Genomic DNA, 15,203 nt, shown 5'->3' on the forward strand with positions numbered 1-15,203 from the left:
GATTCCGGCACCGTGGTGAACCAGCGCTTCTTCACCCTGGGCGCCGTGGTGAAGCCGGGCGACCCGGTGATGGACCTGGTCCCTGACCACGACCGGCTGATCGCCGAGGTGAACGTGCAGCCCTATGACATCGACGTGGTCTATCCCGGCCTGCGCTCCGAGATCCGCCTGCCCGCCTTCAAGCAGCGGCTGGTGCCCTATCTGCACGGCCAGGTGACCTGGGTGGCCGCCGATGTGACCACCAACGACCAGACCCGCCAGCAATACTACCGGGCCTATATCCTGATCGACCCGGAGCAGCTGGCGAGCCTGCCCAATGTCTTCCTCACCCCTGGCATGCCGGTGGAAGCGCATGTGCAGATCGGCGAGCGGAGCTTCTTCCGCTATATCACCCAGCCGATCCGCGACAGCTTCCATCGCGCCTTCCGCGAGCAATGATAGTTCTACCGGCCAATGCGGATTGCAAACCGCGTTCGCATGCCTGCAGCAAGATATTCGCTTTTGAATTTATGCTGATGGCATCGCAATTCAGGCTATGGGCTTTTAACCGCTCAAACCGATAGTGGGTAACAGCATAATATTTTAATTATTACGTAGTGTCATTTGGAGAATATCAATGACCGACCATTTTAAAAGAGATACCATTATTGTATACTGGATTGGTTGGGCTCTAGCCTTTATATTTTCTGTCTATTTGGGAAATTCAATTGTTGAAGCCACTCTGCTGGCTTTTTTGGGATGGTTTTATATAATTTTTTGTGCATTGAAAGCTGTTGGGCAATTTTTCTCTTGAGTCCATTGGTTTGAACAGCGTCCTCGGTCGCGGGATGCGCATCCATGAGCCTGGAATGGGTCGACTAGCGAAGACCGCAATCCGACTTCATCAATACCCGCAGGCTTGCCTGGGAGCCCGTTTTTAGAACTGCAGCGACAGGACGCTGCATCCAAATCCCGTTTCCGCTCGTTGCTATCCAGCCGTCACGCATCCCGCGATCGGACAAGGAGATTGGACACATGGCAAGCGCTTCCGAAATCAAAGAACACATGGAGATCGTCGGTTCAGACGACCAGCATGTCGGTACTGTGGATAAGGTCGAGGGCGACCGGATCAAGTTGACCAAGCGCGATGACCCCGACGGGTCCGGCCAGCACCATCATTACGTACCGGTCAGCGCCGTCGCCTCCGTAGAAGGCAATCGGGCGCGCCTGTCCATGACGGCGCAGCAGGCAAAGCAGGCGGCGACTGGCGGAGCATCCTTCTAACAGGTGGCTGACGTCGTCCGCGCGGCCCAGGCACGCTTGGCCGCGCGGCTCTTGGCCTATCAGCAGACACAGCACAGCGAAACCGGCCGACTCCGGCCTTGAGACTGCATAAAACCGACTTGGTCAGGTGGCCACGACACGGGCGGCCATGACCACGGGCATGAGCACGACCACGGTCATGAGAAAGGCGCCGCCGTGCACCGGGAGGCTGAGGCCGCCCCGCCTGCGCAAGGAGGCCTGCCCGTGACATCGGTGTCAGCCGGTCGCCTCCTCGAGCAGGAGCAGGAGCAGGAAGCCGACGAAAAACATGGCGGTGACCCATGGTGCCTCAGGTCCTTCGTGAGCCTCGACCAGTAGTTCCTCCGTCACGAGGTAAAGCAGCGCCACGAGGGCAAAGGCGAAGAGACCCGTCCGCCAGACCAGCCCCAACCCCGCCGCAGGCGCGCCTAGCAGGGCGCCCAACGGCAGCAGCATGGCAAGCCCGGCGACAGCCAGGACGGTCCGCGCAGACGAGCCTAACGTAGGCCGCAGTTCAGTTGTCACCGACAGGCCGAGGAACAGCACCTCGACCGTGAGAGCTATGGTCAGAAGCAGGCCTTCGCGCGGCCCCGCAGCGAAGCCGAGACCCAGCACGAGGCCATCAATGAGGACGTCCACCCCGACCACCGCCGCGAGAGCGATGCCGCCCCGGGCACCTTCTCCAAGACGCCGGACTAACAGCATCAGTGCGACGCCGATGGCACCCCCGAGTGCCACCGGCAGGGCTGCGCCTTCGTGCTTCAGGTCTGGCAGGATCTCGCCCGCCGCCGCGGCGAAGACCACGCCTGCGGCGAAGTGCTGAATCGCGGCGGCGACCCTCGGACCAGGTGGTCGCCAGACAGCGATCGCGGCACCAAGCACCGTCGCCGTGGCAGGGATCAGGGTGTAGAGCCAGGCATCGGCCATCAGATGGGGGTGCCTGAACCCGACGGCCCCGCGCGGTCCTCCGCGCGTTCCCGGTTCTCGTCTAGGCGCTCGATCTCCCTGGCAAGCTGCTCGTAGTCGAGCCCGATCGCTTCAAAATCTCCGTGTTGCGCCGAACGCAAGGCGGATGTCTGCTGCCGGGTCCACTCCGCGAAGTCCTGCTCATAAAGTGCAGCTGCCTGTGCCGCCGGGATCGCACCCACCACCATTATGCTTCTCCTGCCTTGAACCGCATTCTGCTAAAACTGTGGGTGCTTACCGGGCAGGCCTACGAGACGAAGCCATCATGCAGCACACCCGGCGCCGCGATCTGGCCTCGATGCGTCATTATATCCGTCGCGCTCGCTTGCTTGAGGATAGCGCCGCTACGGTTCTAGGGTTGTGACAAGCTCAAGCCTTTTTGGACTTCAGCCATGATCGCTTGCAGATCCTCCATGAACAAACGCCGATGGCAGCTGCTAAGCTCTGTAGAAAAGTGCGTGGTCATGAACGGCATCAAGCTCCAGTGACGAAACTCGGGCTGGGTCTTCTTCGAAAGTAATTTTTTGATGCCGATCTGAGCGATAACCTGAATCGCTACTTCGTACTCATTCGCTGATGCGACGGTATACGGCATCTCGTCCAACACGCTGATCGGGATATGTAGGTTTTCAAGGCGGCGTCTGACGTGCTCACCAAGCATGTTCTGGACGAATGGGCTAAAGAGAAACCATTCTTCAAATGTCAAAACGATCGGGTAGATTGGTGAGCCGTTCGGCTTCCACGGCGCCTTGTCCGCTTGGGCCTCACGGATGTTGCGGTACAACTGAACTATGGCCTTTGCCATCTCGTCTAGTTCGGCACTCAATGCAGTGGTATCGGACATGAGCTTAGCCTCAAGCCGCAACCTCTTAGCCTTGCACTCGATAGCAAGTTCGGCGGTTTCGTCGCCCAGCACCCAATCTACACCGCGCTGCTCCTGCAACTTGACGAAGTAAGGCTCGTCCTTAATCACTTTGAACCGTGGCGGCAGGCAGACCATCGTCGTTACCTCGCCGATGTAAGATTCAAACGCAGTGCCGTAGGGGTTCTTAAAATCCTTACTGCTGACTAGATCATAGAAAACGCCACTCATTACACGCCGCTGGAGATAAGCCGGGATCGGACATATCACTCGGTCAGGGTGTGCGGGATCGAACCGGATGAGTGGCCAGCGCTCAAGCGGGTTCCATGCATATAGCCAATCCGTCCCGTAGGTAGCTTTCGTATCGAGTGAGGCTTTCAGTTGGGCTGGCGTAGCAGCAAGGCGGTCAAAGAATGCTTGTGACTGTTTGATTCCAATACCCAACACAGCATAATCCTGGTTGGTCGACATTCCCCAGTCCCGCATGAAGTTGCCTGCCACTGCTCCACCCAAAAGGAAAAGCTGTTTCATACTCATGCCTAGCTCGCGCAGTACAATTTCTTCCAGATTAGAAGCTCCAAATACTTTTAGGTAGCGCACTGTGCTATCGACGGTGGGGCTGCGTTGCCAAGGGAACTGGCGGTGAACGATCCGATGGATTTCAAACAGGACGTCGGGCGTGTCTGGCTGTTGTGATGCCAGCCCATCGAGACGGCGCACCATTTTGGATACCTTCGCCAAATCGGACCATCTTCCAAGACGATGGGTGCCGCGAGCGCCTGCGTTCATCAGCAGTTCTCTGGCCATCACATCGAGATCCCAGGGGTACAGGTATTCCCCGATACGCCCTCCAATCTGGAGAGGTATTCCGACAGCCAGTCCTGGGCGTACCGGTTGACCATGAATGACGTGGAGCGCGTAGCCCCAAACGTCGACAAGGCCGTCCAACAGCGCGAACTTGCGCATGGTGTTCCGCAACGGCTTGTACTCTTCGTAGAAAGCCAACCGCGAAACTTGCAAGCTATGCCTCACTCTGAGAACTTGACTGATGATCAGCCGGCTCGTCTCGATGCGCCGCTACGTCCGGTGGGCCCGGCTGATAGAGGACAGTGCCGCAGCGGCACTGGGGTTGTGATCGGTCGCTATCTGCCCTGTTTAGGAATCTGCTGATTTCAGTGATTCCACCACCATTCTTCACCGACAGGTTCGGAGAGGGCTTCGCGGTTTACGTGTGTGAGGCGGTCAAACTGGCTCTCAATTCCATAGAGACCGTAATAGTACAAAGCGGTTGCCCGCTCATGGGTTTCTCGAGCTGCCGTATTGGGTAGTGTAGCCGCCGCTAAAACAATTTCGGGCTTTGCCACGTAATCTTCTGGAGTCCAGGATGTCAGGCGCCGCGCTGCATCTTCCAGCAGCTCGGCTGGCAACACGTCACCCCGGCTGAGGCCGATGTGGGTTTGCATGTCAATCTCGAGACCTTCCATGCGGACACGATGGAAGGTGCCTTTATTGAGCCTCTTCAGCCACAGGATAAGCGATTTCACCGTCAGTCGTGTCTCTTCGTAATCCCACGGCACGCTGTCCCACGGCTGGTAGCGATGGTACGGCTTTTTTGTTGACGTGCGGTAGGTCTCCCTGAGAATGATACTGACGCTCCCGCTCCTCTTTCGTCTGTCACCCTCATAAAGCTCGTCGTGTGCTGCGTCGAAGTTGTGCTCGGTGTCCCGGAGGAAGACGACGGTTAGGTCGCGGTGGGGATCGCTCTCAAGCAGAAGGTCAATGATCCTGCTGCAAACTAACTCGGGTTGTCTGCCGAAGCGTGGCACGTCCGCAATTGGCGGCACGCTCTTGCCGTGCAACCAGTCGAGAGAAACGTTGAAACGCTCTGCCTGGTTTGAGAGCAAGTTGTCGGTGAGCAATGGCAGCATCCTGCCATCATCCATGATGTCAGCAAGCGTGATGCCGTAGGGCTCCAGAACGTCTGCGATCATGCGTGGGGTGAAGCTGTGGATCCGAAACAGGTGGAGAAACCGCTCCAGCACAAGCGAGATGTTGCCGCGCAAGGCATCGACCGAATTCGGCGCCTTTGACAGTTGTGTCGCGGCCATGACGCCCTCAAGCACCATGGCGACCATAGCCGACGCGCTGGCCGCACCGCAGGCTTCTGCCTGGGCCTCATAGTAGGCCTTTACCCGAGGCTGCACCCGCACGCTCAGTGGGATTGTCGCCGTGTCGCCAGGAATCTCGGCGATCGCAGCAGATCCTGCCTTCGCGCCCCGGCTGATCATCAATCCAAAGAGGTCCTGAAGGGGGGGGATTCTCATCATACGCGCCCGTATTCAATGGAGTACACATCGTACACGATTGAACACGCAGCTGCATAGCCTCCAAAACTAAGAGGGATCGGCTTTAACGCTCGAAGCAGAGGCATTGAGGACTCGACTGGCTAAAACCAGCTGTTATGTTCTCTATTTGTTCCGTAAATGTCGAAACATTTGGATGGTTCGGCCCAGCCTGTGGATCCGATTTGGTATCGGCAGTATGAATGGCTGCATCTGTCCTGCCAGTGCGGGCATCGTACTGCGTTGCACATTGGCGACCTGGCCTTGCAGCACAAGTTGGCTAAATCAATGCGGCTATACCAAGTCGTTGACCGCCTACGTTGCCAGCGTTGCGGAGAACCGCCGGCTCAGATCGAGGTAAAGCCGCGGCGGTGATGATGCTCCGGACGTTCGGCCTGGCTGTCCACGAGGCGAGAGCGATGCGCTTGATAAAAGCGTTGAGGGCTGGCCCTCACGGGCCCCCTGGATAGCGGCATCTCCTGCACAGTGGCTTTGATCCCGTCTTCCATCAACAACACGCATAGCTCCGTAAGCGCGGCGCCGTCACCGATCTGTTCCAGCCTAGCCATGAGCTCCTCGCTAATGTCCAATGTGAGTTGGGGCATCTATGGCCTAGCTCCGAACGGAAAAGATTCACATCGTGGCGGACGGTCCAAGTCTCAGCGCCGTGAAATCTTGTAGGCCACCGTAAGGCCATAGACATCGGCCTCAGCCCATGCGGGCGCGGAGGTTCCTGGCGGCCATGAGGCCTAGGCCGGCAATGAATAAATAGACTACGGAAAACTCTGGCCGGCCCAGCCCGAAGGAGGCGATTGCGCCAAAGCCCAGCATCCAACAGATCACACGAGCAAACCAGAGGACCACCAGTGCCGGCCCGCGCACGAACGGCACTAGCGGCAGGATCAACCACCTCAAGTAGGGCACCAGCGGCGCTAGCCGAGGAAGCCAGGGAGTGGGCGGAGCGGGTGGGGCCGGCAGGTATCGAGGCGCGTCCATGTTTCCTCCTACCAGGCTACCAGCCGGAACGCAGTGGCGAATCCCATCAGGCACCCTAGGACGAAAGCACCGCCGATGGCACCGGCGACGACAGCATTGGTCCGGCGATCAAACGCACGATACCAGCGGCTGGATTCCCGCTTCACGCGCTGGTCGACCTTTTCTCCGATCAGAGCCAAAAGCGCAGTCGTGGCATCGTCCGAAAGCGGCGCCCGACCGGCATGGATAAGTCGCACCAGCTCCGGCATCAGCTCGACCACCGAGGCTTGGGCGATGAAGTTTTCGCGGTAGGGATCACCCTTCATCGCTGGTGAGCGTGCCGCTGCAGCGATGCGTTCGAGGGCCTTGTCTGCTTGTGCCTGGAAGGCGTCCAGCGGATCTATCGCCGCTGGCGCGGGCGAGGGCTTGGTCGCCAGAGGCGGAGCACTAGGAGGAGGCGCTACCGCCTCCTCCTTATTCGCCAGCGCCAAGGCGAAGGCCCGAAGCCCCCCGGCTCCCACCGCCCCCTTCAAGCCAGCCAAGGCATGTAGCCCTTGGCCTCAAGCATGGCGGTCTCGGCGTCCGCCGCTTCCAGGTACTGGCGCACCACGGGCCGATAGACGCCCGGGATCGGCGGGTTCGGATTGCCAGCCGGTACCAACCCATCCCGTGCTTCATGGAACAGGAAGCGCCGGCTTTCGATCCACAGGGCGAGCTCCTGTGGCGCCAGCTTCGGCCACCACAACTCAACCGCACCAGCCGCCAGCGCCGCCCGGTATTCCGGGGTCCGGCGCAAGGGCTCGAAGGCGGCCGGGCTATCGGCACGGCCCAGATTGAGGATCAGGACCGTCGCCGGCCATGCCACGCCGAGCCGCTGGTGTTCGGCGAGCTGCGCCACGTCATCCGTCGATGGCGTGAACACATAGGCCCCGATCAGCGACACCCCTTCCTCCTGGAGTTGGGCGGGCAGCGCTGGACCGGACGCCAGCAGTTCTCCGAATGCGATGGCATCTGCCCCCAAATCGAAGTACCCGCCCTGCATGGCGCCTCTGGCCCGCGAGCTAGCCAGTGCCCCGAAAACTCGCCGCTGGAATTCGACAACCTGGGCAATTGGCGTGCCCCCCTAGAAGTAGTCCACCGGCTATGAGAAGCCGGTACGACCATGGAAGGGACGGCTATGGCAGGGAAGCGGAGCACGCCGGAGCAGATCATCGCCAAGCTCCGGCAGGTCGAGGTGCTGACGGCACAGGGCAAGCCGGTGGCTGAGGCAGTCCGGGCGATTGGGGTGACTGAGCCGACCTATTATCGCTGGCGATCGGAGTACGGCGGGCTGAAGCTCGACCAGATGAAGCGTCTGAAGCAACTCGAGGCGGAGAATGGGCGGCTTCGGAGGGCAGTAGCGGACTTGGCGCTGGAGAAGGTCATTTTGAAGGAAGCCGCGTCGGGAAACTTCTGAGCGCCGCCCGTCGTCGGGCCTGCGTCGAGCACGTCACGACCAGGCTGGGCATCTCGGAACGGCTTGCCTGCAGGGTGCTGGGTCAGCACCGCTCGACGCAGCGCAAGGCGCCGAGCAGGCCCGACGACGAGGCGGCGCTGCGCGACGAGATCATCGCCTTGGCCAAGCTGTATGGGCGGTATGGCTACCGCCGGGTCACGGCGCTGTTGTGGGCGGCGGGCTGGTGCGTCAACCACAAGCGCGTTGAGCGGATTTGGCGGCAGGAGGGGCTGAAGGTACCGCTTCGGCAGCCGAAGCGCGGCCGCCTTTGGCTCAACGACGGCTCCTGCGTTCGGCTGCGGCCGGAGCGACGCAACCACGTCTGGGCCTACGACTTCGTCGAGGACCGCACCCGAGACGGACGCAAGTTCCGCATGCTCTGCGTGATCGACGAGTTCACCCGCGAGGCGCTGGCCATCCGGGTGGCGCGGCGGCTCGGCTCGGGCGAGGTCATCGATGTCCTGGCCGACCTTTTTATCGCCCGCGGCGTGCCCGCGCACATTCGGTCGGACAACGGCCCCGAGTTCGTGGCCAAGGCAGTGCAGGGCTGGATCACCTGCGTCGGCGCCAGGACGGCCTACATCGGGCCCGGCAGCCCTTGGGAGAACGGTTATGCGGAGAGCTTCAACGGCAAGCTCCGGGATGAGCTGCTGGACTGCGAGGTGTTCAACACACTCAGAGAAGCCCAGGTGCTGATCGAGCAATGGCGGCAGCACTTCAATACCGTCCGGCCACACAGTGCCCTCGGCTATAGGCCGCCTGCGCCGGAGGTGGTTATGCCGGGACCGCCAATGCCGCTCCACCGCCCGAACCCGACCGGGTCGGTACCGCCCGCCGTCATGCTCCACTAGATTCCGTGCGGACCACTCGATGGGGGCTGGTCACGAGCCGTCGCGCTGCTCCGGCAGCCGGCGCGGTGGTTGGTTGGTGGCAGACGCTATCGTGCCGGTCGAGCGGGTTGCCGTCTGCTGCGGCATGGACTGGTGTGCTCCCTGGACGTGACGCCAGAGTCTCAGTCTATCGCGGCCTGCCTAATGAGATGTGTCAGGGTTTTCCCGTCGGGCTCGGGTTGCGATAGGTCTGTTCAGCCTCTGCATCATAGGCCGGCGGTTGAGTCCCCCCAGGGCCGCCCCCTCCTCGCATCTTGGCGACGAGGTGGAGCATCGTCTCCGTCGCAATCAGTCCGTAGCAAGTCGGGTCCTGTATTGAGTTTGCAATCAGGGATCGGAGCTCATCGCTGACCCTGTCAAGCGAGACTGCGGGATGGTCGACGTCGAGTGCGATCACGGTCGGCAGGGGCTGGCCTGCCTTGGCGGCTTCCGCCAGGGCGCGGAGGGCGGCGACACCGCTCCCGCAGAGCACGACCCGGTTGGGATCTCCTGGCATCGCGGGCGAATACGCCAGGTCACTGTGGACGATGCGGCGTATGTCCTGGCCTGTTAGGGGATGGCGCCACGCGGACATAATGCGATCACCGTCCCGGCCACAAAACGCCACGCTGCCAGGCTCGTAGTGCACAAATCCGGCAGCCTCAGCGGCAGCAATGATGCGCTCTGGTATTCCGTGGTGCTGTGCCAGCCAAAGGCGGCCCGCATCCCTCGCCGGCTTAGTTTGGATAGGCAAACTCGGCCTCGGCCCAAGGGGCTTATCTATCCCGTTGGCTCCAGCGGTAGGCCGAGCACTGCCCTGGCTTGGACTTTCATGCGCTGCATTTGGCTTAGTCGCGTCGGATCCGCTTGCCGGCTGTGTTCCTCGAGGAGCTGCCATGCGGTCACTAGGATCAGATCCTCGCCGGTTCCGGCTGGATGCGTGTCCAGTGCCTGCCGCCTGTACCCGTCTAGGATCGGCAGGCTTTCCGTGTCGGACCTTTGGAGATTCATTCTCAGGATTCGCCACGCGACCGCCAGCAGCGAGCTCACGCTCCCGTCGCTTGGCTGCTTTGGCCCGCTCCATTTTCTCTCGCCATGCGAGGTTGGCCCCGGGGGGGCGCTCTCCCGTAGATCCGTCAGGAGTTCCGCGGACGCGGCGAGCAGTTCGTTTACCTGTTCCCGGGCTTGCGCTAGGTCCCCCCTCAGGTACGCCATCAGGTCGGTGAGTGCCCCTGGGGTGCTCGTCTCCCGGAATGCCGCCAGGTCGTCTTGCATGACCGCCATGGCGTGCTGCTGCGACGCTGTCTCCTGGCGCAGGGCCGCCACCTCCACTTGGAGCTCCCTGCTCGCCGCCTCCTGCCTCTCCGCGGCGTCTCGGAATGTGGAAATCTGGGTATGCAGGATTTGCATCCCCTCGATGAGGGCCCTCGCGGTCGGCTGAATCGTCTGGCGCAGGCGTTCCGCCCGCCCCTCCTCGGCGTGTTCGATCCTGTCCGGAATCTCTTGCAGGGTTGCCTGCAGTTCCATGAGCTGCTGGATCACCGGAGCCAGGGCCCCTTTGCTCATGGCTATCTGCACGCGGCTGCGTCCTTCCTCCCGCATCTCTTGCATCCGGCCCATCAGTCCCTCTGTCCCTCTCTGCGTGCCACTGCGCCGCCAGGTCCGCCGGTGGCTCGTATCCGTCGACCGCCAGACCTGCCCTTTGGCAGGCCAGCCAAGCGAGCTGGCAGAATTCCTCGCTCTCGCTCCTGATGCGAACACCCTTCCAGCCCTTAGCTTGAGCCATGGAAACCATCACCACCGCCGCGGCGGCCGGCGAGGTTCCGTCTCGCCAAGTTGCCGAGAGCCTGGGCCCGGCGTCGACCAGGCGCGTCATGTCACGCAGGCCTATCTCGACTGGCCCGGCCGGGCGGTTGGACCTGACATACGAGATATGCGAGGCGACCTCGGGGTCGAGGCGATCGCGGTAGATCCCGGCCAGCCGCTGCCAGGCGTACCAGCCTGCGGTCGTGGTCTCGCCTGTCCCTGGATCGATTTCTGCCCGGTGCTCAGTGCGAGGTGGGGTCTCAGGGATCGGTGCCGCGCGGCCCGCGTTCTGGGCCCTTGTCTGCTGTTCAGTTACCCATATCGCCCGGACATTCTCGGGCGGTTCGTAGTCGCGGACCCTGATGCCGGCGCGCATGCACGCCAACCAAGCATCTCGTTTGAACTGTTCGTCGTCCCCAAGAACTCGAACGCTCTGCCAGCCCTTCGCCTCGGCCATGACGATCATGGCGCCGATCGCCGTCTCCGACAGGCGGCCGCTGCGCCAAATGGCTTTAATCTGCCCACCAGTGTCGGTCACGCGTGTGCCGTCGCGCAGACCGAGCTCGACGTGGCCGGAGGCCTGGTGGATCTCGATCCAATCGAGGTCAGAACCTAAGGTTCGCTGATACACCTCTGCCAGCCGGCGCAGGCGGGCACGCTCCCGTTCTGGGTCCATCCGGCGGCGGGTAGTGGTGCCCCAGGCTATGGTTACGCTGATCTCAACATCGACTTCGGCATAGGGGTCGTTTTCCTGGCCTAACCCATTATCCCGCGTCTGGTCCCTGCTGCGCTTTGGGCCAGGGTCGTGACCCCCCGCAGGATTTGGTCCAACTTCTGCTCGAGCTCCTCCTGGCGCTTCAGCATGCGGTAATTCGCTGTCGACAGTTCTTCCAGCAGCTGGACGATCTGCTCCGTTTTGCTCGGGCCGTCCGGCGTCTCCAACAGCACCTGCAGATTCTCGACGCCGTCCCGGGTTTTGAGGATGGCCTCCCCCATGTCCCGGCTCGCGAGCGGGGGTGACGTCAGCGGGCTCGGCCGGCCCTGGTTCGGAGCCTTCCAGTCGCCCTCGGCCCATGTTGGTAGGTGGCGCGGGTCGGTCGGCATTTCGACCCTCTGCGCCGAGGCCGGCAGTGCGGGCGGGACGTCCGGGCGTTCGGGTGACATCGGCATCGTTATGCTTCCTCAGGTCGGCGGTGATCGCGGCCAGCCGGTCTAGCTGATACGCAGGAGTGGCTCGGAGGCTGATTTCCAGCCTGATGTCGTCGACCACGGCTGCGGCGACAGCGGCTCGGTCGAGCTCAGCGCGACGCTCGCCTAGCCTGCGCTCGATCGATTTTGCGTCGCAGAGCCCGCCGATGTGGACGCCTTTGTAGGTGACGTGATCCTCGCCACCGTCCCACTCGGCGGTCATCCCGTAGCTGATTCCTGTGACCCGACCTCTGCCGACCGAGATCCGCGCTTCGATTCCCGCGTCGGCTAGAAGTTGGCGAAGGTTTTCTGGGGTGCCATCGCCCAGGGCGATCGCCTCTTCTACAGCCTCGGCAATGTCGTTTTTTGGAGATGCGCGCCCACGGCCGCTCCACATCTCCATCTCGTCCTGAGAGATCCTAAGCCCAGCGCGGGGGCCGGCGCCGGGGATCTCCTGGTCGAGGTCGCGGCCTTTTGTGGCCGACAGGCCAAAGCCCGCGAACTCCTTTTCCAGGGCCTGGGTAGAGGCCTGCGCTGTAAATGCGTCGTTCACTCCGTGCCATAGGCTCGCATCCAGGCCGATCCGAGATGCAATGATATGGACGTGTTGGTGGTCGGTGTCGGTGTGGAGGACCACTACAAATTGGTGGCGTGTCGGGTCGAGCCCGACATTCCGCATGTGTTGGTGCGCGACCTCGTCCCACTGCTCAGCGGCGAGGGTCTCGTTTGCTGGGAGCGAAAGTGTGCAATGCCACACCGGGCGTGCCACCTCCCGCCGCTGTGCCCGTGAGATGCCAAACTCCGATGAGAGCTGCCGGGCAGTCCGACCAACCATATTCCCGCCGACGATGCCGCACTGGTTGCCGCGGTCCAGGGCGTATCGGAGCAGGCCACCGAACCCGCCGCCGCGACGAACATTGGCTTTCATGGCTGGCCCATCCCATCGTCAAACCGCTCCTCGTCCTCGAACCACTCCTCGGGTGCCGCATCTCCGTCGGCGTCAGCTGGTTCCTCGGGAGGGGCCTCTTCGATCTGGCGACCGAGCAACGCCAGGCGCAGCGCTCTCAACTCCCACGCCGCCTGGGCAATGATGACTTCGATCGGAGGATCCAGGTGCGGTGCGAGCAGGCTCAGTCTCTCACCAGCCGCGGCGTTTGCGAGGGTTGTCATCGCGCCCGCCCATTTTCCTAGGTGGGACCACGCTGCCTGGTTGACTGCGGGAATCACCGGCGGCGTTCGGCCTGAAGCCCGATCAAAGATGTACCGGGCAACTCCTCGCTCGCGTCCCGCCTTCGCCGCGTCCGTCCGCATCCTCTCGTATTCACCTGGCGTCAGCCGGATGGTCAGTCTCTTCGCCCTGAGGTTCTCTGCTGTTTTTTTCGGAGCCCCACGACGCCTAGCTTTCACGATCGAGGTCATTGGTCAGCAGGCTCCCCAACTCTCCGGGGGAGGAATCCACTGCCCCAACGGACGACCGCCGAGGCGGCATACCGTGTCGGTTTCTGAGGCCGCTGCTGCGGCGGCTTGTCCTCTCTCACGCCATCACACCCTATTCCACTGGCCCCACCATGGCGCCGTAACGGTACCCTCGCGGTACCGTCCCGGTACCCTGACGGCATAACTGTTTATCCAGTTCCCGGGCCGTGACCGGGGCTGGATTGGGCTGGCCAGAGGCCAGACCCACCCCCGCGTCAGCGGGGGTCGGCGCCAGAGGCGCCGGGGGGAAGAAGGGGGTCCCCGGAGCGGAGCGAGGGGGGGACATTAAATGGCATCGCCATTTATACGTCCCTACCACCCGTCCCTTTTGCCTAGGACAGATATTGCTCCCACAAACGGAAACCCAACCCTACCAGCAAAAACCATTTTTCGGCGGATCACTCGCGGGCCTATGCAACGGCCGCACTTGCCTAGTGGGGATGATGCACTGAAGTCAGCGAGTGAGGAGGGGGTGTTCCCGTGCGTTACTTGGCTGTTGTTTGGAGCGCATTGGAACGCGGAACATATCCAACCTGTGTCGCTGAACATCGTAGGTTCCGAGATTACGGCTATCCTGGTTCCAGACGCTGAGCTCCGGCGTCTCTCTCAGTCCGAGGTCCGTGTTGTCAGATCTTCCCCTGTTCCAAGCGCCCCCTCAGTCTCCTCGTAATCGACAGGCACGGACGCCCTCAGGACGCCGGACCAAAATCACTAGGGGTGTGGAACGGGCCAAAATCGTCCGGATCAGGATTAGGCGGGCCGACAACGATGGCAGGGTATTTAGGACTAGCTTCTCGCTCGATTGGACGGTGTTCGATATTGCCGCCCTGATTTGGGGTGGAGAGGAGGTCGCTCGGTTGCGGCTGGTACAACTGGCCGAAGCAACCTGGGAGGCTGACAACCGAGCCAGGCACCATGCAGACGAGGCAGGCCAGCCCTATAGCGCCCAGGTTTCGGTCAGCAGATATGTCCAGGCCGCAGTGATCGCCGCTGCTGCCTCCCGACTACGAGAATTCCAGGAGCAGGGTTTGCTTCCATTGGCTGTTCCCAAACGACAGAAAGCCAGTACCAGCCGCAGGGCTCGGGTGGATGCTGTTGGTTGATCCGCCAAGTCCAGGCAATGCCCCCCCATCAACCGAAACACTGTTGTCCGGCTCAACCGAATTACGACCATAAGCCGGCGCCTTCGCTTTTTCTGTTCGATCAAGCACTGGTCAATAAAGCAATATATGCGAAAGGAAGCCCCCCTTCCTACCGTCTGCACTAGGCCAGACGCAGGCGCTTCAAAGCGCCTGCGTCTGGCCTGGAGAGATCTTAGGAGATCTCTCCAGGATAGATTCTAAGGACGGCTCGCATTGGAACACCTAAAAAACACTCTTAACCTACTGAAATCAAACAGCTATTCAGGTACCCCGATTTGCGCGGAATATAGGAGTTAGGAAGGGGGGGCCTGGCAGTCCGACATATGTGTGGGAAGGGGCCTTGGGCAGAAAATGGTTGCACGAAGCGCTTGCAACGACACCTCAAGGTGCGCCATAACTTCTGCCCGGGAAGACGGCGAGAGGGGATGAAGATGGACGGCCGTGCGATAGCCATTCCCCGCGTGAAGTGGGGGACAAAGTTGAGCCTCGACGTCATCGAAGCCCTTCGGGCTGCGGGCTATGACACGCGCCAGGATCTCAATGAGATTGTGGAACGGTTGATTCGGGAGCACCTGCCAGCCCGCTATCTGGCGGAGGGGCTCACTCGCGCGACCCAGATCGTGGAGGCCTCGCCGACATAGCCTAAAACAAAACGGGCTCGGTTCGTCTCACCGAACCAAGCCCGTTCCGCTTCTCACAACAAGGGCTGCTGCTACAGCCCGGGTGCCAAGCATCATTTTATGCAAGTGCATCTAAAACGCAAGAGATGGGTGCCCTCTTATGCCTTCGCCTTATGAAGCG

General features: G+C 61.6%; 14 protein-coding genes and 2 pseudogenes. 5 read left to right on the forward strand and 11 right to left on the reverse strand.

The features are described from left to right. The 3 genes from AC0IW9_RS17335 to AC0IW9_RS17345 all read left to right on the forward strand — a co-directional run. Positions 1–438 (forward strand): beta-barrel domain-containing protein (locus AC0IW9_RS17335; protein ID WP_471649534.1); only part of this gene is annotated, 438 nt, incomplete at its 5' end. Between the two features lie 178 nt (positions 439–616). After that, a complete protein-coding gene (locus tag AC0IW9_RS17340; protein ID WP_471649535.1) occupies positions 617–793 on the forward strand; it encodes a hypothetical protein in 177 nt (58 codons plus the stop codon). Between the two features lie 221 nt (positions 794–1,014). Next, a complete protein-coding gene (locus AC0IW9_RS17345) occupies positions 1,015–1,263 on the forward strand; it encodes a DUF2171 domain-containing protein (protein WP_471649536.1) in 249 nt (82 codons plus the stop codon). Positions 1,264–1,518: 255 nt separating this feature from the next. On the opposite strand, the gene AC0IW9_RS17350 is transcribed toward AC0IW9_RS17345, so the two are convergent. The 6 genes from AC0IW9_RS17350 to AC0IW9_RS17375 all read right to left on the reverse strand — a co-directional run bounded on the left by AC0IW9_RS17350 (position 1,519) and on the right by AC0IW9_RS17375 (position 7,369). Next, positions 1,519–2,208, reverse strand: coding sequence for a ZIP family metal transporter (locus tag AC0IW9_RS17350; RefSeq protein ID WP_471649537.1), 690 nt, complete (start codon positions 2,206–2,208; stop codon positions 1,519–1,521). Beyond that, a complete protein-coding gene (locus tag AC0IW9_RS17355; protein WP_471649538.1) occupies positions 2,208–2,435 on the reverse strand; it encodes a DUF29 family protein in 228 nt (75 codons plus the stop codon). The genes AC0IW9_RS17350 and AC0IW9_RS17355 overlap by 1 nt, the downstream gene beginning before the upstream one ends. Positions 2,436–2,599: 164 nt before the next feature. Continuing rightward, the gene (locus AC0IW9_RS17360; RefSeq protein ID WP_471649539.1) at positions 2,600–4,114 is read right to left on the reverse strand and encodes a hypothetical protein; all 1,515 of its coding nucleotides are present in this window, start codon (positions 4,112–4,114) and stop codon (positions 2,600–2,602) included. A 167-nt stretch (positions 4,115–4,281) separates the two neighbouring features. Then, positions 4,282–5,397: a hypothetical protein gene (locus AC0IW9_RS17365; RefSeq protein WP_471649540.1), complete on the reverse strand. Its 1,116-nt coding sequence runs from the start codon at positions 5,395–5,397 to the stop codon at positions 4,282–4,284. A 1,058-nt stretch (positions 5,398–6,455) separates the two neighbouring features. Further along, entirely contained in the window at positions 6,456–6,917 is a 462-nt protein-coding gene (locus AC0IW9_RS17370) for a hypothetical protein (RefSeq protein WP_471649541.1), read from the reverse strand. 38 nt (positions 6,918–6,955) lie between these two features. Continuing rightward, positions 6,956–7,369: a hypothetical protein gene (locus AC0IW9_RS17375; protein WP_471649542.1), complete on the reverse strand. Its 414-nt coding sequence runs from the start codon at positions 7,367–7,369 to the stop codon at positions 6,956–6,958. A 234-nt stretch (positions 7,370–7,603) separates the two neighbouring features. Between AC0IW9_RS17375 and AC0IW9_RS17380 the strand changes: the two genes are divergently transcribed. Then, positions 7,604–8,772 (forward strand): IS3 family transposase gene (locus AC0IW9_RS17380; protein ID WP_471649630.1). Its coding sequence is split into 2 segments (ribosomal slippage): positions 7,604–7,868 and positions 7,868–8,772, totalling 1,170 coding nucleotides; the frame shifts between segments, so codons are not numbered across the junction. Positions 8,773–9,570: 798 nt separating this feature from the next. On the opposite strand, the gene AC0IW9_RS17385 is transcribed toward AC0IW9_RS17380, so the two are convergent. From AC0IW9_RS17385 to AC0IW9_RS17405, 5 genes and pseudogenes are all read right to left on the reverse strand, one after another. Next, positions 9,571–10,392, reverse strand: coding sequence for a hypothetical protein (locus AC0IW9_RS17385; RefSeq protein WP_471649632.1), 822 nt, complete (start codon positions 10,390–10,392; stop codon positions 9,571–9,573). A 49-nt stretch (positions 10,393–10,441) separates the two neighbouring features. Then, a pseudogene (locus AC0IW9_RS17390) lies at positions 10,442–11,272 on the reverse strand (LPD7 domain-containing protein); the annotation flags it as partial. Positions 11,273–11,352: 80 nt separating this feature from the next. Next, the gene (locus AC0IW9_RS17395) at positions 11,353–11,766 is read right to left on the reverse strand and encodes a hypothetical protein (RefSeq protein ID WP_471649633.1); all 414 of its coding nucleotides are present in this window, start codon (positions 11,764–11,766) and stop codon (positions 11,353–11,355) included. A 529-nt stretch (positions 11,767–12,295) separates the two neighbouring features. Next, positions 12,296–12,712, reverse strand: a pseudogene (locus tag AC0IW9_RS17400) (relaxase/mobilization nuclease domain-containing protein); the annotation flags it as partial. Then, positions 12,709–13,203 (reverse strand): hypothetical protein, encoded by a 495-nt coding sequence (locus AC0IW9_RS17405; protein ID WP_471649543.1) that lies wholly within the window; start codon positions 13,201–13,203, stop codon positions 12,709–12,711. The pseudogene AC0IW9_RS17400 and the gene AC0IW9_RS17405, both read right to left, overlap by 4 nt. 1,624 nt (positions 13,204–14,827) lie before the next feature. On the opposite strand from AC0IW9_RS17405, the gene AC0IW9_RS17410 reads away from it, so the two are divergent. After that, positions 14,828–15,043, forward strand: coding sequence for a hypothetical protein (locus AC0IW9_RS17410; RefSeq protein ID WP_471649544.1), 216 nt, complete (start codon positions 14,828–14,830; stop codon positions 15,041–15,043). Positions 15,044–15,203: the final 160 nt, after the last annotated feature.

The sequence above is a fragment of the Belnapia sp. AC561 genome (assembly GCF_979252845.1).